Below are 20,831 nucleotides of genomic sequence, written 5' to 3' on the forward strand. Positions count from 1 at the left end.
TTTCCGGACTCGCGGTGCTCGACCGCCCGACGCCGCCACCCATGCGAACCACCCGACCTCGATGATGAAATTTCAACAGCCGGTGACTTTTGTCAACAGCTGGTGACTTAGAAGCTACGCCCACCCTGTAGGCGAAGTCAACAGAAGATGACATAGAGTTTGGGCATGGGTTCCACTCGGCCGCGCAATGCTGCTCAGACGCGCGCCGATATCCTCGTGGCCGCGCGCCACCGCTTTGCGACCGATGGATTCGACCGCACCACGCTGCGCGCCATCGCTGCCGACGTCGGAGTGGATGCGGCCCTGGTCATCCGGTACTTCGGGAGCAAGCAGGATCTGTTCGCCACTGCTACGGAATTCGCTATCGCGTTACCGGACCTGACGGACGCGGAACCGGAAGACATCGCGGACATGCTGCTGCCGCGGTACTTCGCGGTGTGGGAGGACGATCAATCCTTCCTCGCGCTGCTGCGCGCGGCGATGACCAGCAAGGTCGCGGCCGACATCCTGAATCAGACACTGGCCAATCACGTGGCACCGACCTTGAGGGCCGCTACGCCGGATAATGACGTGACGCGGATCGCGGTGATGGACGCATTCGTGATCGGGCTGGCGGCCACCAGGTCGGTGCTCGCCAATCCACCGGTAGTAAGCCTCACCCGCGAGGAACTCGGCCGCTGGGCCGCTCCCGTCTTCAATCAGCTACTCGTCGGGCCGGCGCCGTCGGAATGAGAGAAACGCGACCGCGCAATGCCGTCCAGACGCGTGCCGACATCGTGGCAGCGGCACGCAGTCGGTTCGCGGCCGAGGGATACGAGCGGACAACCCTACGAGCAGTCGCTGCCGATGTCGGTGTGGATGCCGCGCTGGTGATCCGCTATTTCGGCAGCAAGCAGGAATTGTTCGCCGCCGCAGCCGAATTCACCATCGATTTGCCGGACTTGACCGAAGTCGACCCCGCCGAGATCGCCCGCATACTGCTGCCCCGGTTCTTCGCGGTGTGGGAGGAGGACGAGACATTTGTCGCACTCCTGCGTGCAGCGATGACGAGTCAGATCGCATCCGATGCGCTGCGGCGGGTGTTCGCTGAGCAGGTCGCGCCGAAACTGCTCACCGCGACCCCGGATCATCCTGTGCAGCGGATCGGTCTGATGGGTTCGTTCGTCATCGGGTTGGCTATCACCAGATACATATTGGTCAACCCGCCGATCGCGAACCTCAGCCGCGACGAGCTCAGCCGCTGGGCCGCCCCGGTCATCCAGCAACTCCTGGTCGGACCCGTTCCGGAGCCGTATCGGATTCGTGGATCTGCGCACGGTTGATCCGGGATTGACAGCGCTCGCCGCCCGCGTCACTGTTATGGATCGCGTTTCGCAGCTAACTCGTCACCCAGGTCGGAGTCGTTATGACAGGACAGCCGCCCGAGAACTATCCGCCGTACGGAGGCTACGAGCCGCCGGGGGGATACCCGAACTACGGACCCCAGGGCGGCGGTTATACACCTCCGCCGCCAGGACCCCAGGGTGGTTATCCGCCGCCGAACGCGGGCTACCCACCGCCGAACGCGGGCTACCCGCCGTCGGCGCAAGGGTATCCGCCACCCCAGCAGTTTGGCGGCTATCCGCCGCAAGGTCCGTACGGTCAACCGGTCAAGCCGAACAATCACCTGGTCTGGTCGATCATCACGATCTTCCTGTGCTTCATCCCGGGCATCGTGGCCACCATCTATGCCAGCCAGGTCGACGGGATGTGGTCGCAGGGGCGGTGGGCTGATGCGACGAAAGCGTCCAATACCGCCAAGACGTGGGCGATTATCGCCTCGGTGCTCGGCGGCCTGGTTATTTTGTCGTACCTCGGCCGAGTGGGCGCGCACACTCGCTAGCGGCCGGTACCAATGACCTCGGCTGCCACAACCCGGTCGGTGCTGAGCTTTGATGTCAGCGATGCAGTGGGGGAGCCGGCATCGCTGGCGGCGACCTATTATCTGCCCTGCGACGAGGCCGCCAGGGGTGCGGTTCTCGTTTGTCTGCCGGGCGGTACCTACAGCCGCGGCTACTGGGACCTCAACGTTGCAGGCCACAGCGGGTACAGCTTTGCCGAGTTCGCTGCGGCGAACGGCTATCCGGTAATCACGATCGACCCGTTAGGCACCGGCGAAAGCTCCAAGCCGGTGCGGGATTTCGACTTCGCCGATATTGCGACCGCCCTTGCCGCCGCCGTCTCAACGGTGCCCGAGGTGACCGGCGACCGCCGGCCCGTGGTCGCCGTCGCGCATTCGCTGGGTGGGTATCTGGCGATCACCCAACAAGTCATGTTCGCCAGCTACACGGCGTTGGCCATCCTCGGATGTACGAACCAACATGTGGCGCCTCTGAATCTGGACCCCGCCTTCGTCGCTCGTGCTGCCACCGCGTCAGGTCGCGCGACGCTTGCACAAGAGATACTCGCAGTGCTGGCGGACCCGTATTTCGAAGGACCCCGCGATTACCTGCAGAGCTGGTTTCATCTTGCCGACGTTCCTGCCGAGGTGATCGAAGCCGACACTGCCGCAACGAAATCGGTGGTACCGAGGGTGTTCGGCACCGCAATGATCCCCGGGGTTGTCGCCGAGCAGGCCGCGCAGATCGACGTTCCCATTCTGCTTGGCTACGGCGCCATCGACGTCTCGCCCGACCCGCGGGCCGAGGCCAGCCTCTACAGCAGGTGTCCCGACATCACCACGATCATTTTGGCGGCGAGCGCACACTGCCACAACATGGCGTCCAGCCGACATCGGTTGTGGCGGCGACTGCTTGCCTGGACGGCCTCCTTGACCGGGGCGGTCGACGCTCCTTAGCTGTAGAACGGGTTCAAAATCGGCGGAATGATGGCGTTGTTCTGCACGCCGGTGAGCCGAATCCACATCTGCACAGGGATATTGAGCGACTGGTAAACACTGGCGCCCACCCACGAGACCGGTAATTGCAAGAACTCCGGCATCGCGTGGACGAGGTCCTGAATCGGTTCGTAGATCAGGTAGGGCAGCGTGGCCGCGACCGTGCGCGACGTCAGATTTATGTCGACCGGGATATCGGGGAATCCCTGTGCGGCGAAGTCGGCGATCACCGCGCTGTACAGGTTGGCGCCGGGATTGACGTAGGTGCCGTCGAAGACGGCTGACGTCAAGGGGTTGCCCTGCATATACGACGGGACTGGAACGTTGAATTCATGCAGGATTGTCGGCGTCGAGCTGACGATTTGCCAGGAGTTGTTGATCCAACCGTCTCGCAAATCGTTGCCGGCCTGATCCCAGATGAGGAATGACGCAGTCTCCAAGGGGGATTGGAAGCCATGACCGCGGTTGAACTGGTTAGGCCCGATGTGACCGTGGTCGGTCACAACCAGCGTGGAGAACTCCTCGTTGTGGATACCCTCCCACGTATTCACCGCTCCCATGAGTCCACCGATATTGCCGTCGAGGTTCCGTAAGGCGGCGGCGTACTGAGGCGAGTCTCCACCGTAGGCATGCCCGTTGATGTCGGCACCCGTGAAGTAGGTGAAGATGAAATTGCCCTTGGTCGGATCGGCCTGCGAAATCGCAAGTCGGCCCGCAGCCCCGACCGCGTCCGATGTTGCCGCCCAGCTCGCGTCGCCCGGGACCTCTGGGATGAAGATGACGTTGTCGGCGCGGTGTGACCCGGCTAGCGCGGTGTTGGTGATGACATTCCAATCAGCGATCACCGTGGTGTTCACCTGGTCGCCGTAAGAGTTCTCCAGAATGTTGTAGACGGTCGGCCAGTCGTCGTAGGTCCACGGAGTGAAGACGTTGTTCACCACCCCGGTCGTGTCACCCCACACACCAGTCTGGATAGCCGTCCATGACGGGTTGGAGATGGTGGTGTGCCCCTGCAGCGTCGATGCGGAGGTGATGCCATTGGCCATCAGCGCGCGGTAATTCACGTTGCTGGGGTCAGCCAGGACCCTGGCCAGATTCACGCCGTCCGTGCCGATCAGCAGGAAGTTCGCGTCTGGCGTCGCCGTCATCAAGTAGAGGGCCTCGTCCGCAGACACCAAATTCAGGTTGGTGTAGTAGAACCCGGGATTGCCGGGTGCGCCGGGAGCGCCGAACAAGGACAAGGAGAAGCCGCCGAATCCACCGATCCCCGCGTTGCTGACTCCACCGCCGATCCCCCCGGTGCCGCCGGCCCCGCCGTTGCCGAAGAACAACCCGCCCGTGCCGCCGGCGCCGCCGGTGCCGCCACGGATGCCACCGGTGCCACCGATGCCACCATTGCCCAGCAGCCCCGCATTGCCGCCGCGACCGCCGGTCCCGGCTGGGCCACCCGACCCACCCGCGCCGCCGTTGCCAAACAGAATGCCGCCGTCCTGGCCGGCTTGCCCGGTGCCGTTTACGCCGTTGGCCCCGTCGCCGATCAGCGGACGATCCAGCAGGAGGTTGGTCGGCGCGTTGATCACACCTAGAAGACCGTCGACCACAGGCCGCAGTGGACCGACATTGACGGCCTCCGCGGCTGCGTAGGCCCCGCTTGCGCCACTTAAGGTCTGAACGAATTGCGCGTGAAACGCGGTCGCCCGCGCACTGGCCCACTGATACGCCTGACCCTGCTGGCGGAATAAGTTCGCGATCGCCGCCGACACCTCGTCCTGTGCGGCAACCAAAAGTTCTGTGGTCGGAAGTGCCGCGGCGCCATTGGCTCGGGTAACCGCCGCCTCGATGTTCGATACGTTTGCTGTCGTCGTAGCAATCTGCTCAGTAGCAGCGATCAGAAATGCCATCTCCGAACATCCCCTCAATTAAGGACAGCGCCGTCGTTGAACACAGGTGCAATTGACCATAGAGCATCGTCAGGATTCGCAGCGTGTCCGAATTATTTGAATTCAACGAGTAAGACGGGCGATCGCATCGGTCATGGTATCGGCGTCGAGCGGGGCGCCGGTGATCAGTGAGTGCAGCGTGGCGCCGTCGAGAAATACCGTAACGGCTTCGGCGGCTCGGCGGCCGACCCGCGGTTCGAGCAGGCCGATCAGTCCCTCCGGCCACAGTTGCGCCAGCGGCTGCAACTCAGGTCGGTGGCATGCCGCGACGTACAGCTCGTTGAGAGTGCGATGCCGCTCTTGGTCGGTGAGATATTCCGCGGTGAGCCCCGCCAAAGTCGCCGGGAGGTCGGCACTGTCGTCCAGCTGGCGCTGCCACTGTTCCAGCCAGTCGGCCGACGCACTCGCGGCGTGGGCGAGCGCGGCCTCGCTGAGTGCGCCGAGGTCACTGAAGTAATAGGTTGTCGAGCCGACGGGAACATCGGCCTCGGTCGCCACCCGTCGATGGGTCAGCGCGCCAAGGCCATGGCGCGCGATCACCCGTCCGGCCGCCTCGACGATCGCCTGCCGTCGTCCGGCGGGGTCGCGGGGACGGCGGTCGCGCACCCCGGGCGCCGATTTCAATGTGCACCGCCCAGATTCAGCGTGACCACGCCGGCAATGATCAGGGCGACACCCGCCACCTTCGCTGCCGACAACGGCGAACCGAGGAACAGCACGGCGATCAACACGATCGCGGCTGTGCCGACGGCCGACCACAACGCATAGGCGACGTCGGTCTGCATACCGCGTGAGATCGACAGCGCCAGCAATGCGAACGACACCGCGTACCCGGTCAAGCAAATTGCGGTCGGCCAAAGCCGGGTGAAGCCCTCGGTGTTCTTGAGCAGGCTGGTCGCCGCAACCTCGGCGAAGATCGCGATGAAAAGAAACAAATAGGCCACGGTCATCTCCTTGTGTACAAATGTACATGTACAAATGTACATCAAGGAGCGTGGCCAGGGTCAGTTCCCCCAGCGACCGTGGGTCGCGAGCTGCTCCACCAGCGTGGTGCCGGTTTCGCGTCGTTCGCGCAGCACTTCGCGCGACATCGAGTACGGCTGCGCCGCGTCGGGGCTGCGCTGCGCGTGTTCGGCGATGGCGTCCAGCAACGACTTCGCCATGGCGTGGCGCGGGTAACGGGCGTGGATCGCTGCGGCGGTCTGGTCGTCGATGAAATCGACGTTGCGACCGAAGTCCATGCCTACGCCTCCGTTGACCAGGTAGCAGATCGTCCCGCGGCGAGCGGCGATTCCGAACGACGTGTGCAAAGCGATCGCTTCCCACACCGCGTCCACCACGGCCCGGTCGCAACCGTGCTCGGTCAGCAGAGTGGCCGCCAGATCCGCTCCTTCGACTTCGAAACGTTCCTTGCCCGCCGCGGCGGTCCCGACGCCGAGGTCGTGCAGCACGCACCCCAGAAACAATGTCTCGCTGTTGAAGTCGCTGCCCGGACGCAATCCGTCCTGTGCGGCGAGCAATTCACCGAACAGATAGCTGCGGACACTGTGGTTGAACACTGGAATGGATTCGGTGGATTGGCAGAGTTGAATTGCGGCCCGGGCTACCGCGGTATCGACGAGCACTGGAATTGGTTGCATGGCAACGACGTTAGGGTTTCGGCCGAGGTGAGCGTGAGTGGCTCAAGAGACATGTACCCCACTATTTAGGACATTGCGGCCGACGGGTGCGGGTACTCGGATGCACGGGCGACCGTAACGTGGGCGGCATGACGACGAATCTCAACCATCGGCTCGCCGCCTTTTCGCCAGCCGTGCTCAGCCTGTTCCGGTTGGTCTACGGTTTCCTCTTCGCCGGGCACGGCTCGATGATCTTGTTCGGCTGGCCGGTCTCTTCGGGGTTTTCCATCCCGGTCGGACAATGGCCCGGGTGGTACGCCGGGGCTATCGAATTCGTCACCGGACTGTTGGTCTGCGTCGGCCTCGCCACCCGCATCGCGGCTTTCTTGGCGTCGGGGACCATGGCGGTCGCCTATTTCTGGATGCACCAACCGAAGTCGCTGTGGCCAATCGGTGAGCCCCCGGCCGGCAACGGTGGAACTCCGGCGATTCTGTTCTGCTTCGGCTTTTTCCTGCTCGTCTTCCTGGGGCCGGGCAGGTACTCGATCGATGCGCTGCTATCCGCGAAAACCCGCCGGCGCTAAGGGTATTCGAACCCATGCGTCAGGTTATCCCGGACCCGGTGCGCTCGGTGCAGTACGTTCGCTTGGGCTGAGGAAACGTGACAGGGCGTGAGTCGGCCGGGCAACCGGATGTGTCGGTGGTGCCGTCTATCCGCTTGACGACTTTGATGACCCGGCCGGCGGTAGCGCAGCTGACCCGGCGAACCGACTCGTCGTTGCGTTCGGATGCGTAGCAATGACTCTCGAGCAGGTTGGGTACGAAGCACCGCCGGGCGCCGTCGCGGTCGATCGATAGATAGCTGCTGTTGTTCAACTTGCCGTCCGGACAGTTTCCGGTCGGGTCTGTTTTGGCGGCGTATTCGAGTACCGCGTCAGGGTCTTTGCAACTCGTGGCCACCCAGCGCGATTCGTCGAAGATCTCGTTGGTGTAGCAGTCGCCGATCGCCAGCCGAGTACTTCCGCCGAGGCCGACGGCAATGGCGACGGTCGCGACGAATCCCAGCAGGCCGACAACGAACAGCACGATGCCGCTGATCAGCGGACCCGTGCCGGCCTTGCGTGGCGGGGGGGACGGAACCGGCGGATAAGGCGGGTAACCCTGCGGCGTGTACGCAGGAAAGCCGTGCGGATGTCCAGCGGCCGGCGGATAGCCGGCGGGATAGCCCGGAGTCGCCTGTCGCGGGGCGCTTGAACGACTCCGCAAACCGATGATGAGCAACGCCAGGCCTGCGGCCGCCAGGACCAGGGTGCCGATGATCGGCACCACGACCATGGCTCCGTTGGTGGAGTCGGCGAGGTAGGCGGTGCGCATCGTGCTCCTTGGTCAGGCGTCCAGGTTGGTGCTGACGGTCAACTCCTCCCAGGCGGCGACCTCCTTGGCTCGCCGTTCCGCGATATAGCGGTACGAGAAGAGGGCGTCTTCGCCCAGAAGCAGGAATGCGGGCGGCTCGTTCGATTCGACGGCGGTGATGATCGCGGCGCCCGCCTTGGCCGGGTCGCCTTGTTGGGTGCCGTCCATGGTGTCATTTTCGATGCGACGCCGCCCGGCGGTGTCGGCGTAGGCGTCGATGACTGTTTCCGACTGGGTGAGTGAGCGCCCGGCGAAATCGGTGCGAAACGCGCCGGGTTCCACCGTGATAACCCAAATGCCAAGTGGCGCAAGCTCATTGCGCAGCGCTCCGCTCATCCCTTCGATGGCGGCTTTGGCTGCTGAGTAGTACCCCGAGCCGACCGGAGTGAGCTGCACGCCGATCGAGGAGATATTCACGATCGCGCCCGACTGGCGCTCACGCATGCCGGGTAGGACGGCTTTGATCATCGCGACGCTGCCGAAGAAGTGCGTGTCGAACAACGCGCGGACGGCCTCGTCCTCACCTTCTTCGACGGCGCCCCGGTATCCGTAGCCTGCGTTGTTGACCAGAACGTCGATACCACCGAACCGTTCCTCGGCGTCGCGCACTGCTGCGGTGATCTGTTCGGGGTTGGTGACGTCAAGTTCGACGGCGAGCGCCCGATCAGGGGCGGCGTCGGCCAGTTCGGTGACTTTGCTGATATCGCGGGCGGTGACGACGGCGTTGTGGCCGGAGTCGAGGACCGCCTGGGCAAGGGCGCGGCCAAGTCCTGTCGAGCATCCGGTGATGAGCCAGGTAGACATCGCTAGTGTTCCCTCAGATCAAGGCGTGATCGCCGTAAAGGCGACCGGCACCGCCAATTACGCTAATTGCCAAACGATTTCGGCGGACCGTCGCGACGGATCCGGCTTTAGAAGCCCATCTTCTGGCACTTGGCATTGCGATTTTGACAGTACATTCCGCTTCCGGACCAGTCGCGTGGGGTGCCGAAGTTATTGGGGGTATCCAGCGAACGCGGATCTTGGGTGAGGGCAGGGATGAGGATCTGCAGATCGTCGATGATGGGCGGTGTCGCATCCTCAGGATCGGCGTGAGCGACGCCAGTGCCGCCGACAAGAGCCGTCATCCCGATCAGGACGGCCACAAGTGCCCGACCGAACCGATTCAGGGTCATGGCCCGACCTCTCTGGCGCTATCGCGAACTTCTGGCTAAGTCGCAAGCGTACTCGCCGGAAGTGTTAATGGGTGGTTCGTGGACGGAGTACTGCAGGAAATGCCACCGCTGCTCCCCGCGCGCGGAGCGGTCTTCCCAGCGTGCCGGGACTGCGTCGCGATCCAGCTACAAACGGGCCACAACTTCGATCCGGTGAAAGCAGCAGGGTCGCCAGCAAATCAGGTTGTGCATACCGTGTAGGCCGTGAGGCCGATTTCCGCGGTTGTTCGTCGTGCTGCGGGTCTCGCTGTCTTCGTGGTCGTCCTGGCAACAGACTTTGCAATGACGATGCCCGTGGCAGGCGCTCAACCCGACGCGGAACCCGTCTCCGGTGCGGTGGCACCCGCCGACACGGTATTGCCTCCCGGCCCACCGGCCAGGGTCAACACACCGGACGGCTGGGTCCTGGCACTCGGCGCGAAAGATGAGCGGCAGGTGCCGGTGGCACCGCTGACCACCGCAATCTCGTCTCGTGAATATCTGTCCAGCGGGATCTACGCGGGTTCGCTGGTCGGACCGGAACCCCCACACGGCATGCTCGAGGTGGGTTACGAGATCGGCTGCGGGATCGACATGAGCACCTCCAACGGCTTCTCCATGGCCAACGGCACCGGTATCGCACCGTCGATCGGCGCGGAATTGCCGCTGGGTCCTGGGCAACCGCCCATAGCTATACCGCTGGTCACCGGGACGTATAACAACGTGGTCAGCGTCGGCCTCAAGCCTGGATTCGTTGTCGTGGTACCGGTGGTCAGGAAGGAGTTCAAGGGCGCAAATCCCTGGATCATGATCAGCGACTTCCACATCAAGATCGATGGATGCGTCGGTCAGTCGTTCATCCGCTCCTACTCGACCCTGACCCGCGTCACCGACGAATCCGACGTGGTGCTGTCTTACGTCGGTTCCACCAAAGCCGTCTGATTCGGCGCGCCGAAGTCCGGCACCGCCCGGAACCCGTCGTTGTGCGCTGCGGTGCTCGCACGCCGGATGGGCAGTATCAGCGGCACAAAAAGGATCTGGTCCAACAGAATTGGGGTGACCAGCCGATTGTGGACGAAGGCGAAGGAACTCTTGGTGACCGGGTCAGCCCAGCCGATGGTGCCGCCGAGGCCGGCGTGGCCGTAGCCGCGCAGCAGTCCCGGCACGGGTGATCCGTGGTAGCCCAGGTGAAATGACATCGGCACCACCAAGTTGGAGTCCGGTCGCAAGCTGGTCTTACCCAGCAACCCGGCGGCCAATTCCTTTGACAGCAAACGTGTTCCGTCGATCTGCCCGTCGTTGGCCAACGCGCCGTACATCTTGGCCAGCCCGCGTGCGGTCACTACCGCGTTGACCGAGGGGATTTCGCTGTCCAGGAACGGGGTTTCGCCTTGAATGAGTGACGTGATCCCGGGGACGTACATGGCGCCCAGGCCACCGGCGACCGAAAGCTGCGCGAGTCTGGGTGCCAGCCGGTCGAACAGCGGGTTGGCTCTGGTGGTCTGGGGAAACATGATCTCCGCGGCTTTAGTGGGCGCACCGGCAGGCGGGCGGCCCAGATGTATTCCGTCGGTGTCGAGGGTCTGCGCGATCTCGGCGCGGAACAGTTCGCGCATGCCTTTACCGGTGATCGCCCGGGCCAGGCCGGATGTGAGCCACCCGTAAGTGAAGGCGTGATAGGCCGCGCGGCCGGCATTGCGGTCGACAGGTGCGGCCGCCATGCGCTGTTCCATCAGCCGGTGGTCAAGCAGTTCCTCTTTGCTGACGCCGCCCAGATTCGACAGGCCCGACTTGTGCGCCAACATGTCGCGCACCGTGACTTCGGACTTGCCGTTGGCGGCGAACTCCGGCCAGTACTTCGCGACCGGGGCGTCGTAGGACAACTCGCCCCGGTCGACAAGTCGGTGCAGAACCGTCGCCGCCACTCCTTTGCTCGCGGAGAAGACCATGGCGCCGGTGTCGGCGGTCCAGGGGACCGCTCCGTCGCGGTCCGACCAGCCGGTCCAGACATCCACGACGGGTTCTCCGTCCACGAACACCGACAGGGCGCCGCCGCCGAAGCGTGGTCCGCCGGAGAACAGCTTGGCAAAGGTGCTGACTGCGCAGTTGAAACGCGGATCAGCGGCACCCTGCACGTGCGTCGGCAATTTGCGATCCGTCGTCAGGAGAGCCGGGCCGGTCACAGACGTAGCCATGTCGTCGCCTACTTTCCCAGAGCGTCGTTGTTATCTGATGAGAACCATATTACCAAACGAGGAAAATGTAGTTCTTAGACTGCTGGTCCTCCAGCAGCGCGGCCAGCAATCAGCGGATCGGGTTCACCGAAATGGTGGACCGTCGAAGCGGTCGTTGGTGACGAACTCAGCGACCGGACGGCGGCGCAGTTTGGTCGGCTGCCGGGTGGGTTTACCCAGCGGCACCAGCGCGACGACGGCGTGCGTGTCCGGAATTCCCAGTAACCGGCGGATTTGATCTTCCTGCGGGATGGCCATCGTGGTGACGGTGCCGCCGTAGCCTTCGTTGCGGGCGGCCAGCAGGATGCTCCACACCAGGGGATACACCGATGCGCCGCCGGCCAGTCCGATGCGGTTCAAGTCCTGATCGACGGCGGCGACCACGGCGAGGTCGACGGACACGACGAGCACCACCGGCGCCTGCCGGAAAGGGGTGACAAAGGCGTCGGGAATTTCCGTCCGGTCGACAACGTCTTGCGGTACGGCACTGGGATGCACTGAATTCCAAGGGTTTTCGCCGGCCTGAAGCTGGGCGATGTAGCGTCGGGCGGTGGCTGTGCCCAGTTCGGCCAGCTGGTGACGGACGTCGGCGTCGCGCACCACGATGACGTGCGCGCCTTGCCGGTTGCCTCCGCTCGGGGCGAACCGGGCGCTGTCGAGGATGCGGTGCAGGACGTCGTCGGGCAGCGGATCCTCGGTGAACTCGCGCGCCGCGAACGTGGTCCTAAGAACATCGTGCAGTTCCATCGGCCGGGCTCAGACCCGCGCGGACGCGCGTCGTTCCAACCGGAAGGTGCGTTTGAACCCGGCCGGTTGCGTCGTCAGCGTTACTTCCAGCGCGCCGCCGGGCGCCACAACGTAGCGTTCCTCGACTTGCGGCCCATCACTCCACCGACCGACCGGCTGGCCACCGAGGTCGTCCCGGTCGCTCAGTGCCGGGTCGAAGGGGAACAGAACCGGGTCATACGGTGTGACGTCCCCGTCGGGACGCCCGTCGACCACGCGACTGCATTCGACGAACCGGAAGTGGCCGATGTTGTGGGCAGCGCGGTAGGTGCGGCTGACCACCAACGGACTGTGACCATCCGCAGGCAGGGAAGCGTCCTTCGGGACGATCGGGTCGAACACCACGTCGGCACCGGCCTGCGCTTCCCGGAACACGCCGAAATGACGCGAGAAGCGTTCGGACAATACGAAACCCGCGTCGTTGTCGAGGAAGACGGCCAGCCCGATAGCAGTCGCCGCGAAGGGATGTGGCGAACGTTTCACCCGTCGATCGCCGAAGTTCGTGCGCAGCATCCGGGACACCAGCGGGAAGCTGCCGGCCCCGCCCACCACATAGATGCCGGCGACCTCGGACCAGGTGACGTCCTGGCCGTCGCCCGCTGGGTCGAGCAGCACCCGGGCCAGTAGCGCGGATGTGTGTTCGACGAGCGGCGCACATGCGGTGTAGACGTCGTCGATGGCGCAGGAGAACGGTGGCCGGTCGGGTCCGTCGATTTCGGTGAGATCCACCAAGAAGCGGCGTGTCTGGGCACCTACGGACTCCTTGCGCGCCGCGCATTCCTCGACCAGCAACTCGTAGCCCGCGGAATCCAACCGCAAGTTCGATCCATCGAGGACCAGTTGCGCGATGGCCTCATCGAAGTCGTCGCCCCCTAGCCGCTGGATTCCCTCGCTTATGACGACTTCGTTGACGTGTCCGGACATCCTGAGCAGGGAGGCGTCGAAGGTGCCGCCGCCGAGGTCGTAGACGAGGACGTACTCGCGCTTGGCGGTGATGGTGGAGCGGTACCGGTGGGCGTACTCCAACCCTGCTGCCGAGGGCTCGTTCAGCAGCGCGACCACCTGAAAACCGGCCGCCACGAACGCATCCAACGTGAGGAAACGCTGTGCACTGGACGCGTTCGCAGGCACGCTGATCGCGGCCTCGACCGGTTCGCCCGGGGTCGCGCCGGCATTCGAGCGTTGGTACAGGTCGGCCTTGAGTGCAACCAGAAACCCGGTCAGCAGATCGGCTAGCAGGTAGGTGCGTCCGGCCAGCGTCACCTCCGTCTGCGGGCCGGCATCATTGAGCAGGCGTTTGAAGCTCCGCAGTACCGACCACCCTGGCTCGTGACGGACGGCGGCAGCGGCTAGACCGAACCTCAACTCCCCGGCGGTGTTACCGGCGACCAGCGACGGCCACGTATCGAAGCCCTCGAAGGAGACGACCGGGTAGTTACCGCGGTCGACGACTGCTACGACGGTATGGGTGGTGCCGAAGTCGATGCCGACTCTCATTGCGCCCAATTTTAGGGGTCTTCCGGCTATTTCTTCAGCGCATCCGTTTCCGGCGCGCCCCCGGTGGTCAAGTGCGTATCCCACTGCCGTTGCACTTCGCGTTCGGCCGCGGTCGGGAACAGGCCGGCAGGGGCGAACCGCTTCGAGTCAACGGGGTCGTCCTCGGTCAGTGGGCGTCCGGCACCGCGAATCGCCCTGACCGCCACAATGACTCCCGCGACGAACACGATGACGACGACGGCGGCGAAGACGATCGACAGGGTGCCCTGGATAAACGTGTTGCGGATGACCGCGTTGATTTCACCGATATTGGAGGCCGATCCGAACGCCGTCTTGCCCGCCTGTTTGGCCGCCGAGTACTGGGCGTGCTGGGTCCAGTAGCCGACGGCGGGATCGGCGGAGAAGATCTTCTGCCATGACGCGGTGAACGTCACGGTGAGGTCCCACAGCAGCGGAACACCGGGCAGCGCAGCCCATTTCAGGCTCCCTCTGGTCTGGCTGGTCTTGATGACCACGACGGTGATGAGGGTGAGTGCGATGCCCGCCAGCAATTGGTTGGCGATTCCGAACAGCGGAAACAGCGTGTTGATGCCGCCGAGTGGGTCGGTGACACCGATCAACAGGATGCCGCCCCATCCCGCGACGACCGCGAGGCTGCACAACCACACGCCCGGCCGCCAACCCGGGTTCTGCAGCTTGCGAAGCGGGCCGCCGATATTGGCCAGCGCATCGGAAACCATGAATCGCGCGACGCGGGTTCCGGCATCGACCGTGGTCAGGATGAACAGCGCTTCGAACATGATCGCGAAGTGGTACCAGAACGCCTTGAGGCCGGCGCCGCCGAAGACTTGGTGCAGCATCTCGGACATGCCAAACGCCAGCGTCGGCGCGCCGCCAGTGCGCGACACGATCGACTGTTCGCCGACGCTAGCCGCGGCGGCTTTGAGTTGCTCTTCGGTGACAGGGGCGCCGCGCAGGCCTAGTCCGTTCACGTAGTGGGCGGCGCCGGCAGCGGTGTCGTGGGTCTGCGCGGAAGGCGCGTTGAGGGCGAAGTACAGGTGCTGGTCGAGGATGGTCGCGGTGATCAGGGCCACGATGGCAACGAACGACTCGGTCATCATGCCGCCGTAGCCGATCAGGCGCATCTGGCCTTCCTTCTCCAGCATCTTCGGTGTGGTGCCGGAGGAGACCAGCGCGTGGAATCCGGACAGCGCGCCGCACGCGACGGTGATGAACAGGAACGGAAACAGGGATCCGGCGAATACCGGTCCGTTGACCTCGGTGGCGAACTTCGAGATCGCCGGCGCCGTGATTTCGGGGCGGGCGAGGCAGACTCCGATCGCCAGCAACGTGATGGTGCCGACCTTCATGAAGGTGGACAGGTAGTCACGCGGTGCCAGCAGCAGCCAAACCGGAAGTACCGAGGCCGCAAAGCCGTAAGCCACGAGAAGCCAGCACAACGCGACCGGCGACAAGGTGAACCACGCTGCGCCCCAGGATGTTTCGGCGACCCAGTTGCCGGATATCACCGCGAGCAACAACAGAACGGCACCGATCCCGGAGACTTCGGATACCCGCCCGGGTCGCAGAAACCGCAGGTAGCAGCCCATGAACAGGGCGATCGGAATGGTCATGGCGATGGAGAACACACCCCAGGGGCTCTTTGCCAGCGCCCGCACCACCACCAGTGCCAGCACGGCGATCAGGATCGTGATGATGACCGGGATCCCGATCAGCGCGGCGGCCCCCGCGGTGGCGCCCAGTTCGTCGCGCACCATCTGGCCCAGCGAACGGCCCCGTCTGCGCGTCGAGATCCACAGCGTCAGGTAGTCCTGCACGCAACCGGCGAAGACCGCTCCGAGCACAATCCAGATGCTGCTCGGCAGGTATCCCATCTGAGCCGCCAAGACCGGACCGACCAGCGGCCCGGCGCCGGCGATCGCGGCGAAGTGGTGGCCGAACACCACGCGCCGATCGGTCGGAACGTAGTCGGCGCCGTCGTCGAGGACCTCGGCCGGGGTGGCGTGATCGTCTCGTGGCCGCACGATCTTCATTTCGATCAGCCGGGCATAAAAGCGGTAAGCGAGCAGGTAGGTGCAGCCCGCGGCGACGACCAGCCATACCGCGTTGACGGTCTCGCCGCGGACAAACGCCACGATCGCCCAGGCGACGGCGCCGAATACGGCGATCACGCCGAAGAAGGCCTTGTGCGCCAGGGTGATAGGGGAGCGGTCGACGATCGCTACGGGCGGCAAGTCGGGCTCGGTGCTGATGTAGCTGATGTCGCGGTTCACCAGATCTCCCTTGCAGCGCCGCTAGCGAGTGTGAATCTACCGACGCCGGATTGGGATGTCGCGTCGCGCGGTTCACTCTCGCGGAGTGTTTGGGTTCAGTACAGCCCGGGTTCAGTACAGCGCGCGCACCGCGTCGATGGTGTCGGCTTCGGCCGGGCTCTTGTCGTCGCGGTAACGCAGCACCCGGGCGAACCGCAGCGCCACTCCGCCGGGGTAGCGCGACGACCCCTGCACGCCGTCGAGTGCTATCTCGACGACCTGCTCGGGGCGCACGTGGACCACGTAGCCGTCCGTGCCCTCGACCGCGAGTTCGGTGAACCGCGTGGTCTGCCAGTCCAGCATTGCGTCGGTCATTCCTTTGAAGGTTTTGCCGACCATGACGAAGTCGCCGGTAGCCGGGTCGAGCGCGCCGAGGTGGATGTTCGACAGTTTCCCGCGTCGGCGTCCCGAGCCCCACTCAACGGCCAGCACCACCAGGTCCAGGGTGTGCACCGGCTTGACCTTCAACCAACCCGCTCCGCGCCGGCCTGCCTGGTACGGGGTGCCGGGAGCCTTGGCCATCACACCCTCGTGGCCGGCGGCCAGCGTCGCGTCCAGGAAAGCCTTGGCCGCGGCGGCGTCCGAGGTGACCAGTCGGTCGACCCGCTGTGTCTGCGGGACCAGGGCATCCAGTGCGGCAAGCCGGTCGGCGGTCGGTTGGTCCAGCAGGTCTTCGCCGTCTCGGTGCAGGATGTCGAAGAAGAACACTGAGAGCGGTTGCTTGGCGCGGGCGGCAGCCACGTCGACCGATCGCCCGAACCGCGACGCGGTGACCTGGAAGCGGTGCGGTCGGTTGTCCGGGCGCAGCGCGATCGCCTCGCCGTCGGCGATCAGCTGGTTGACCGGCAGCGCCAGTGTCGCTTCGACCACCTCGGGCAATCGGGCGGTGACGTCGTCAAGGCTGCGCGTATATACCGTCACGTGGTCCCCGCTGCGGTGGATCTGCACCCGGGCGCCATCCAGTTTTGCCTCGAAAATTGTTGTCCCACTGTGCTTGTCGATGGCATCGGCGACATCGGTAGCAGTCTGGGCGAGCATCGGGCCGACCGGGCGGCCGACCTGCAGGGTGAATGCGTCCAGTGCGTCGGGTCGGCCCGACAGGCCGGCGGCCGCGACAGCCGGCAGGTCCCCGCCCAGCATCGCGGCCCGTTGCACCGCGGCGGCGGGAATCCCGGCAGCCTTGGCCACGGCATCGGTCATGATCCCGACCAGCGCGCCCTGGCGCAGTTCGCCGCCGAGCAGTCGCACCAGGAATGTCTGTTCGGCTTCTGTGGCCGCGGCGAACAGTCCGCCGATCAGCGCCGCCCGTCGCGCCTGGGATCCCTTGCCGGCGACGGCGCCGATCTCGGTAAAGGTGGCATCCACCTCGCCGACGGTGAGCGCAGGGTCCGACGCGGGCGGCGGCAGCGATCGCAGCGCTGCCCAGCCGACCCCGATCTGGCGTTGCCGCAGCTCACCGGAGAGCCACGACACCACCGTCGCGACCAGTTCTGAATCGGGGGCGGCCGCACGCAACACGTCGGCGATGTGGGCGACTTTGCTCAGTCGCGACGAGGTGGCGCCTACGTTAAGCGATGTGCTTGCGACGTCGAGGAGGAGCACGCTTTCGAGCTTGGCATGGCTCGCCGACAAGTCGTCGGAGCCGACGCGCTAGCGTGCCTAGATAACGTTACAAAAACAAGGCAATGTGACAAGTTGGGCAAAGGTCAGAAAAGGAGAGACCGGATGGAGATCAGCGGAAAGAAGGTCGTCGTGATCGGCGGCGCCTCGGGGATGGGACGTGCCAGCGCCGAACTGCTGCACGCGCGGGGCGCGCAGGTCGCGGTGCTCGACCGGGAGAACTCGGACGGCAAGGCGGTGGCCGACGGGGTCGACGGCAAGTTCTATCCCGTGGACGTCACTGACTTCACCGGCACCGAGGAGACGCTGCGGGCCGCCGTCGACGATCTCGGCGGTTTGCACGTCGTGATCACCACGGCCGGCGGTGGTATCGCCAAGCGGACCATGACCAAGACCGGCCCGCACGACCTGGAGTCCTTCCAGTCCGTCATCAATCTCAACCTGATCGCCAGTTTCAACATCAGCAGGCTTGCGGCCGAGCACATGAGCAAGAACGACCCCGAGGACGAGGAGCGCGGTGTCATCATCAACACCGCGTCCATCGCGGCTTTCGAGGGCCAGATCGGCCAGGTGGCCTACACCGCCGCCAAGGCCGGTATCGCGGGCATGTGTCTGACCATGGCGCGTGACCTCGGATCGTTGGGCATCAGGGTGCTGGCCATTGCGCCAAGCCTGTTCGCCACGGGACTGACCAAGGGCATCCCGGACGAGTTCGCGTCGGCGCTGACCAAGGACGCGGCTTTCCCCAAGCGCCTCGGCCGGCCCGAGGAGTACGCCAAGTTGGCGGCGGCCATCGTGGACAACCCGATGCTCAACGGGCAGTGCCTGCGTCTGGACGCCGGACAGCGGTTCGCGCCCAAGTAAGCGGTCGGGTTAGACCGGTTAGTCGGCGTCAGGGCGATTGAGTACACTCTTTACAAGACCGCCCCGGCGTCGATGCTGGCCGCCCTTTGGCCGGAGTAGTAGCGGGGCAATCCACCGAGCCCGGCGAAGATGCCGGCCGGGTAGCGCCGCGAGGAGGCCCTGATGGGTATCGCACTGACCGACGACCATCGCGAACTCGCCGAGGTAGCCCGCGCGTTCTTGACCTCCCAGAAGGCGCGGGCGGCGGCGCGTTCGTTGCTCGACGCGCCGGAGGAGGCGCGCCCCGGATTCTGGCAAGGCGTCGCCGAACTCGGCTGGCTTGGCCTGCACATCGACGAAGAGCACGGCGGCTCCGGGTTCGGTCTGCCCGAATTGGTTGTGGTGGTCGAAGAACTCGGCCGCTCGGTGGCCCCCGGGCCGTTCGTTCCCACAGTGATCGCCTCGGCGGTGATCGGTAACGACGGCAGCGCCGATCAGAAGACGCGGCTGCTGCCCGGCCTGATCGACGGAACCGTCACCGCCGGTATCGGTCTCGGGGGTGCGGTGCAGGTGTCCGACGGTGTCGGTAACGGCGACGCCGGGGTCGTGCTGGGTGCCGGGCTTGCCGATCTGTTGCTGATTACCGCCGGCGACGACATGCTGATACTTGACCGTGGGCGGGCCGGCATCTCAGTGGACGTGCCCGAGACTCTCGACCCCACTCGACGTTCCGGACGGGTTCGTCTGGAAAACGTGCAGGTTGGCGAAGACGACATCCTGCCGGGGGCGCATGCGTCGGCACTGGCCCGGTCCCGGGCGCTGCTGGCCGCCGAGGCTGTCGGTGGATCGGCCGACTGCGTCGAGTCCGCGGTCGACTATGCCAAGGTGCGCCAGCAATTCGGGCGCACCATCGCCACTTTCCAGGCGGTCAAGCATCATTGCGCGAACATGCTGGTCGCCTCAGAGTCCGCGCTCGCCGCGGTCTGGGACGCTGCCCGTGCGGCGTCGGAGGATGAGGAACAGTTTCGGCTCATCGCCGCAGTTGCTGCGACGCTGGCGTTTTCGGCCTATGCGCGCAACGCTGAACTGAATATCCAGGTGCACGGCGGCATCGGCTTCACCTGGGAGCACGACGCGCACCTGCATCTGCGCCGCGCGCTGGTGAGTTCGGCACTGCTGGGCGGAGACGCGCCGGCGCGCGATGTCTTCGACCGTACGGCGGCCGGAGTCGTCCGGGAGAACAGTCTTGATCTACCGCCGGAGGCCGAGGAGTTGCGCACCCAAATCCGCGCCGACGCAGTCGAACTCGCCGCACTCGAAAAGCAACCGCAACGCGACAGGCTGATCGAGACCGGTTACGTGATGCCGCACTGGCCCAAGCCGTGGGGCCTGGCCGCCGACGCGGTGGCGCAGTTGGTCATCGAGGAAGAATTCCGTGCCGCAGGCGTCAAACGTCCCGACTACGGGATCACCGGCTGGGTCATCCTCACCCTGATCCAGCACGGAACCGATTGGCAAATTGAAAGATTCGTGGAGAAGGCACTGCGCAAAGACGAAATCTGGTGCCAGCTGTTCTCCGAACCCGAAGCCGGGTCGGATGCGGCCTCGGTCAAGACCCGCGCCACCCGCGTCGACGGCGGCTGGAAGATCAACGGGCAGAAGGTGTGGACCAGTGGCGCGCAGTACTGTGCGCGCGGCCTGGCCACCGTGCGTACCGATCCGGAGGCTCCCAAGCACGCCGGCATCACCACGGTGATCGTCGACATGAAGGCGCCGGAGGTCGAGGTTCGTCCCTTACGTCAGATGACCGGCGGTGCGGAATTCAACGAGGTTTTCTTCAACGATCTGTTCGTGCCGGACGAGGATGTCGTCGGCGCACCCAACTCCGGGTGGACGGTGGCGCGAGCGACGTTGGGCAATGAGCGGGTCAGCATCGGCGGTAGCGGTTCCTTCTATGAAGGGTTGGCCGCGGAATTGGTGAAGCTGGCGCAGCGGCGCGCAGATCATCTGGCGGGGGCGGCAATTCGGGTGGGTACCTATCTCGCCGAGGAACAGTCGCTACGCCTGCTGAACTTGCGCCGCGCTGCTCGCAGCGTCGAAGGCGCGGGCCCCGGGCCAGAAGGCAACGTCACCAAACTCAAGCTGGCCGACCACATGATCGAGGGTGCCGCCATCTCGGCCGCACTGGCCGGGCCCGAGGTCGCGCTGCTGGACGGTCCCGGTTCGATGGCCGGGCGGATGGTGATGGGTGCCCGGGGGATGGCGATCGCCGGCGGCACGTCGGAGGTGACCCGCAATCAGATTGCCGAGCGGATCCTCGGGATGCCGCGTGACCCGCTGATCAACTAGTCGCGATCGCAAGGGCGGCGTAAGCCGGGCGCAGCGGGTCGCGACCATGGGACTAGTCGCGATCGCAAGGGCGGCGTAAGCCGGGCGCAGCGGGTCGCGACCATGGGACTAGTCGCGATCGCAAGGGCG

General features: G+C 65.1%; 20 protein-coding genes. 8 read left to right on the top strand and 12 right to left on the bottom strand.

The annotated features are described in order from the left end of the window. Nucleotides 1-165: 165 nt before the first annotated feature. The 4 genes from ACZY1I_RS05765 to ACZY1I_RS05780 all read left to right on the top strand — a co-directional run bounded on the left by ACZY1I_RS05765 (nt 166) and on the right by ACZY1I_RS05780 (nt 2,836). Entirely contained in the window at nt 166-732 is a 567-nt protein-coding gene (locus ACZY1I_RS05765) for a TetR/AcrR family transcriptional regulator (protein WP_463753280.1), read from the top strand. After that, nucleotides 729-1,322, top strand: a complete 594-nt coding sequence (locus tag ACZY1I_RS05770) for a TetR/AcrR family transcriptional regulator (protein ID WP_463753281.1) — start codon at nt 729-731, stop codon at nt 1,320-1,322. Before ACZY1I_RS05765 ends, ACZY1I_RS05770 begins: the two co-directional genes overlap by 4 nt. A gap of 83 nt (nt 1,323-1,405) precedes the next feature. Beyond that, nucleotides 1,406-1,882, top strand: a complete 477-nt coding sequence (locus tag ACZY1I_RS05775; RefSeq protein WP_463753282.1) for a CD225/dispanin family protein — start codon at nt 1,406-1,408, stop codon at nt 1,880-1,882. 12 nt (nt 1,883-1,894) lie between these two features. Next, on the top strand, nt 1,895-2,836 hold the full coding sequence (locus tag ACZY1I_RS05780; RefSeq protein ID WP_463753283.1) for an alpha/beta hydrolase: 942 nt from the start codon (nt 1,895-1,897) through the stop codon (nt 2,834-2,836). Here ACZY1I_RS05780 and ACZY1I_RS05785 read toward each other — a convergent pair. From ACZY1I_RS05785 to ACZY1I_RS05800, 4 genes are all read right to left on the bottom strand, one after another. Continuing rightward, nucleotides 2,833-4,776 carry a PE domain-containing protein gene (locus ACZY1I_RS05785; RefSeq protein WP_463753284.1) on the bottom strand — a complete coding sequence of 648 codons (1,944 nt, stop codon included), beginning with the start codon at nt 4,774-4,776 and terminating at the stop codon, nt 2,833-2,835. The two genes, ACZY1I_RS05780 and ACZY1I_RS05785, sit on opposite strands and share 4 nt — an antisense overlap. 102 nt (nt 4,777-4,878) lie before the next feature. Continuing rightward, nucleotides 4,879-5,421 carry a TetR/AcrR family transcriptional regulator gene (locus ACZY1I_RS05790; RefSeq protein WP_463753531.1) on the bottom strand — a complete coding sequence of 181 codons (543 nt, stop codon included), beginning with the start codon at nt 5,419-5,421 and terminating at the stop codon, nt 4,879-4,881. 14 nt (nt 5,422-5,435) lie between these two features. Beyond that, a complete protein-coding gene (locus ACZY1I_RS05795; RefSeq protein ID WP_463753285.1) occupies nt 5,436-5,759 on the bottom strand; it encodes a DMT family transporter in 324 nt (107 codons plus the stop codon). A gap of 60 nt (nt 5,760-5,819) precedes the next feature. Next, a complete protein-coding gene (locus ACZY1I_RS05800; RefSeq protein ID WP_463753286.1) occupies nt 5,820-6,455 on the bottom strand; it encodes an HD domain-containing protein in 636 nt (211 codons plus the stop codon). 128 nt (nt 6,456-6,583) lie between these two features. On the opposite strand from ACZY1I_RS05800, the gene ACZY1I_RS05805 reads away from it, so the two are divergent. Beyond that, on the top strand, nt 6,584-7,018 hold the full coding sequence (locus ACZY1I_RS05805) for a DoxX family protein (RefSeq protein ID WP_463753287.1): 435 nt from the start codon (nt 6,584-6,586) through the stop codon (nt 7,016-7,018). Between the two features lie 19 nt (nt 7,019-7,037). Here the strand turns inward: ACZY1I_RS05805 and ACZY1I_RS05810 are convergent, their stop codons facing one another. The 3 genes from ACZY1I_RS05810 to ACZY1I_RS05820 form a co-directional block, all read right to left on the bottom strand. Next, on the bottom strand, nt 7,038-7,808 hold the full coding sequence (locus ACZY1I_RS05810; RefSeq protein WP_463753288.1) for an LppU/SCO3897 family protein: 771 nt from the start codon (nt 7,806-7,808) through the stop codon (nt 7,038-7,040). A gap of 12 nt (nt 7,809-7,820) precedes the next feature. Beyond that, a complete protein-coding gene (locus tag ACZY1I_RS05815; RefSeq protein ID WP_463753289.1) occupies nt 7,821-8,651 on the bottom strand; it encodes an oxidoreductase in 831 nt (276 codons plus the stop codon). Nucleotides 8,652-8,758: 107 nt separating this feature from the next. After that, nucleotides 8,759-9,022 carry a hypothetical protein gene (locus ACZY1I_RS05820; RefSeq protein ID WP_463753290.1) on the bottom strand — a complete coding sequence of 88 codons (264 nt, stop codon included), beginning with the start codon at nt 9,020-9,022 and terminating at the stop codon, nt 8,759-8,761. A 321-nt stretch (nt 9,023-9,343) separates the two neighbouring features. Between ACZY1I_RS05820 and ACZY1I_RS05825 the strand changes: the two genes are divergently transcribed. Next, nucleotides 9,344-9,982, top strand: coding sequence for an MspA family porin (locus tag ACZY1I_RS05825; RefSeq protein ID WP_463753532.1), 639 nt, complete (start codon nt 9,344-9,346; stop codon nt 9,980-9,982). On the opposite strand, the gene lipL is transcribed toward ACZY1I_RS05825, so the two are convergent. From lipL to ACZY1I_RS05850, 5 genes are all read right to left on the bottom strand, one after another. Beyond that, the gene (gene lipL / locus ACZY1I_RS05830; protein WP_463753533.1) at nt 9,955-11,223 is read right to left on the bottom strand and encodes an esterase/beta-lactamase LipL; all 1,269 of its coding nucleotides are present in this window, start codon (nt 11,221-11,223) and stop codon (nt 9,955-9,957) included. The two genes, ACZY1I_RS05825 and lipL, sit on opposite strands and share 28 nt — an antisense overlap. Nucleotides 11,224-11,358: 135 nt before the next feature. Then, nucleotides 11,359-12,021, bottom strand: coding sequence for a nitroreductase family protein (locus ACZY1I_RS05835; protein WP_463753291.1), 663 nt, complete (start codon nt 12,019-12,021; stop codon nt 11,359-11,361). Between the two features lie 9 nt (nt 12,022-12,030). Beyond that, nucleotides 12,031-13,557 carry an Hsp70 family protein gene (locus ACZY1I_RS05840; RefSeq protein WP_463753292.1) on the bottom strand — a complete coding sequence of 509 codons (1,527 nt, stop codon included), beginning with the start codon at nt 13,555-13,557 and terminating at the stop codon, nt 12,031-12,033. A gap of 26 nt (nt 13,558-13,583) precedes the next feature. After that, nucleotides 13,584-15,851, bottom strand: coding sequence for a carbon starvation CstA family protein (locus ACZY1I_RS05845; RefSeq protein WP_463753293.1), 2,268 nt, complete (start codon nt 15,849-15,851; stop codon nt 13,584-13,586). Between the two features lie 111 nt (nt 15,852-15,962). Continuing rightward, nucleotides 15,963-17,492: an ATP-dependent DNA ligase gene (locus ACZY1I_RS05850; RefSeq protein ID WP_463753294.1), complete on the bottom strand. Its 1,530-nt coding sequence runs from the start codon at nt 17,490-17,492 to the stop codon at nt 15,963-15,965. 123 nt (nt 17,493-17,615) lie between these two features. Between ACZY1I_RS05850 and ACZY1I_RS05855 the strand changes: the two genes are divergently transcribed. Then, on the top strand, nt 17,616-18,374 hold the full coding sequence (locus tag ACZY1I_RS05855) for an SDR family NAD(P)-dependent oxidoreductase (protein ID WP_463753295.1): 759 nt from the start codon (nt 17,616-17,618) through the stop codon (nt 18,372-18,374). 162 nt (nt 18,375-18,536) lie between these two features. Next, nucleotides 18,537-20,702, top strand: a complete 2,166-nt coding sequence (locus ACZY1I_RS05860) for an acyl-CoA dehydrogenase (RefSeq protein ID WP_463753296.1) — start codon at nt 18,537-18,539, stop codon at nt 20,700-20,702. Nucleotides 20,703-20,831 lie beyond the last annotated feature (129 nt).

This window comes from Mycobacterium sp. IDUB_37, assembly GCF_055419245.1.

Excerpts from the sequence above, each read along its gene's own strand:
- ACZY1I_RS05765 (WP_463753280.1), top strand. The coding sequence starts at position 166 with ATGGGTTCCACTCGGCCGCGCAATGCTGCTCAGACGCGCGCCGATATC.
- ACZY1I_RS05770 (WP_463753281.1), top strand. The coding sequence starts at position 729 with ATGAGAGAAACGCGACCGCGCAATGCCGTCCAGACGCGTGCCGACATC.
- ACZY1I_RS05775 (WP_463753282.1), top strand. The coding sequence starts at position 1,406 with ATGACAGGACAGCCGCCCGAGAACTATCCGCCGTACGGAGGCTACGAG.
- ACZY1I_RS05780 (WP_463753283.1), top strand. The coding sequence starts at position 1,895 with ATGACCTCGGCTGCCACAACCCGGTCGGTGCTGAGCTTTGATGTCAGC.
- ACZY1I_RS05785 (WP_463753284.1), bottom strand. The coding sequence starts at position 4,776 with ATGGCATTTCTGATCGCTGCTACTGAGCAGATTGCTACGACGACAGCA.
- ACZY1I_RS05800 (WP_463753286.1), bottom strand. The coding sequence starts at position 6,455 with ATGCAACCAATTCCAGTGCTCGTCGATACCGCGGTAGCCCGGGCCGCA.
- ACZY1I_RS05805 (WP_463753287.1), top strand. The coding sequence starts at position 6,584 with ATGACGACGAATCTCAACCATCGGCTCGCCGCCTTTTCGCCAGCCGTG.
- ACZY1I_RS05810 (WP_463753288.1), bottom strand. The coding sequence starts at position 7,808 with ATGCGCACCGCCTACCTCGCCGACTCCACCAACGGAGCCATGGTCGTG.
- ACZY1I_RS05815 (WP_463753289.1), bottom strand. The coding sequence starts at position 8,651 with ATGTCTACCTGGCTCATCACCGGATGCTCGACAGGACTTGGCCGCGCC.
- ACZY1I_RS05820 (WP_463753290.1), bottom strand. The coding sequence starts at position 9,022 with ATGACCCTGAATCGGTTCGGTCGGGCACTTGTGGCCGTCCTGATCGGG.
- ACZY1I_RS05825 (WP_463753532.1), top strand. The coding sequence starts at position 9,344 with ATGACGATGCCCGTGGCAGGCGCTCAACCCGACGCGGAACCCGTCTCC.
- ACZY1I_RS05835 (WP_463753291.1), bottom strand. The coding sequence starts at position 12,021 with ATGGAACTGCACGATGTTCTTAGGACCACGTTCGCGGCGCGCGAGTTC.
- ACZY1I_RS05840 (WP_463753292.1), bottom strand. The coding sequence starts at position 13,557 with ATGAGAGTCGGCATCGACTTCGGCACCACCCATACCGTCGTAGCAGTC.
- ACZY1I_RS05855 (WP_463753295.1), top strand. The coding sequence starts at position 17,616 with ATGGAGATCAGCGGAAAGAAGGTCGTCGTGATCGGCGGCGCCTCGGGG.
- ACZY1I_RS05860 (WP_463753296.1), top strand. The coding sequence starts at position 18,537 with ATGGGTATCGCACTGACCGACGACCATCGCGAACTCGCCGAGGTAGCC.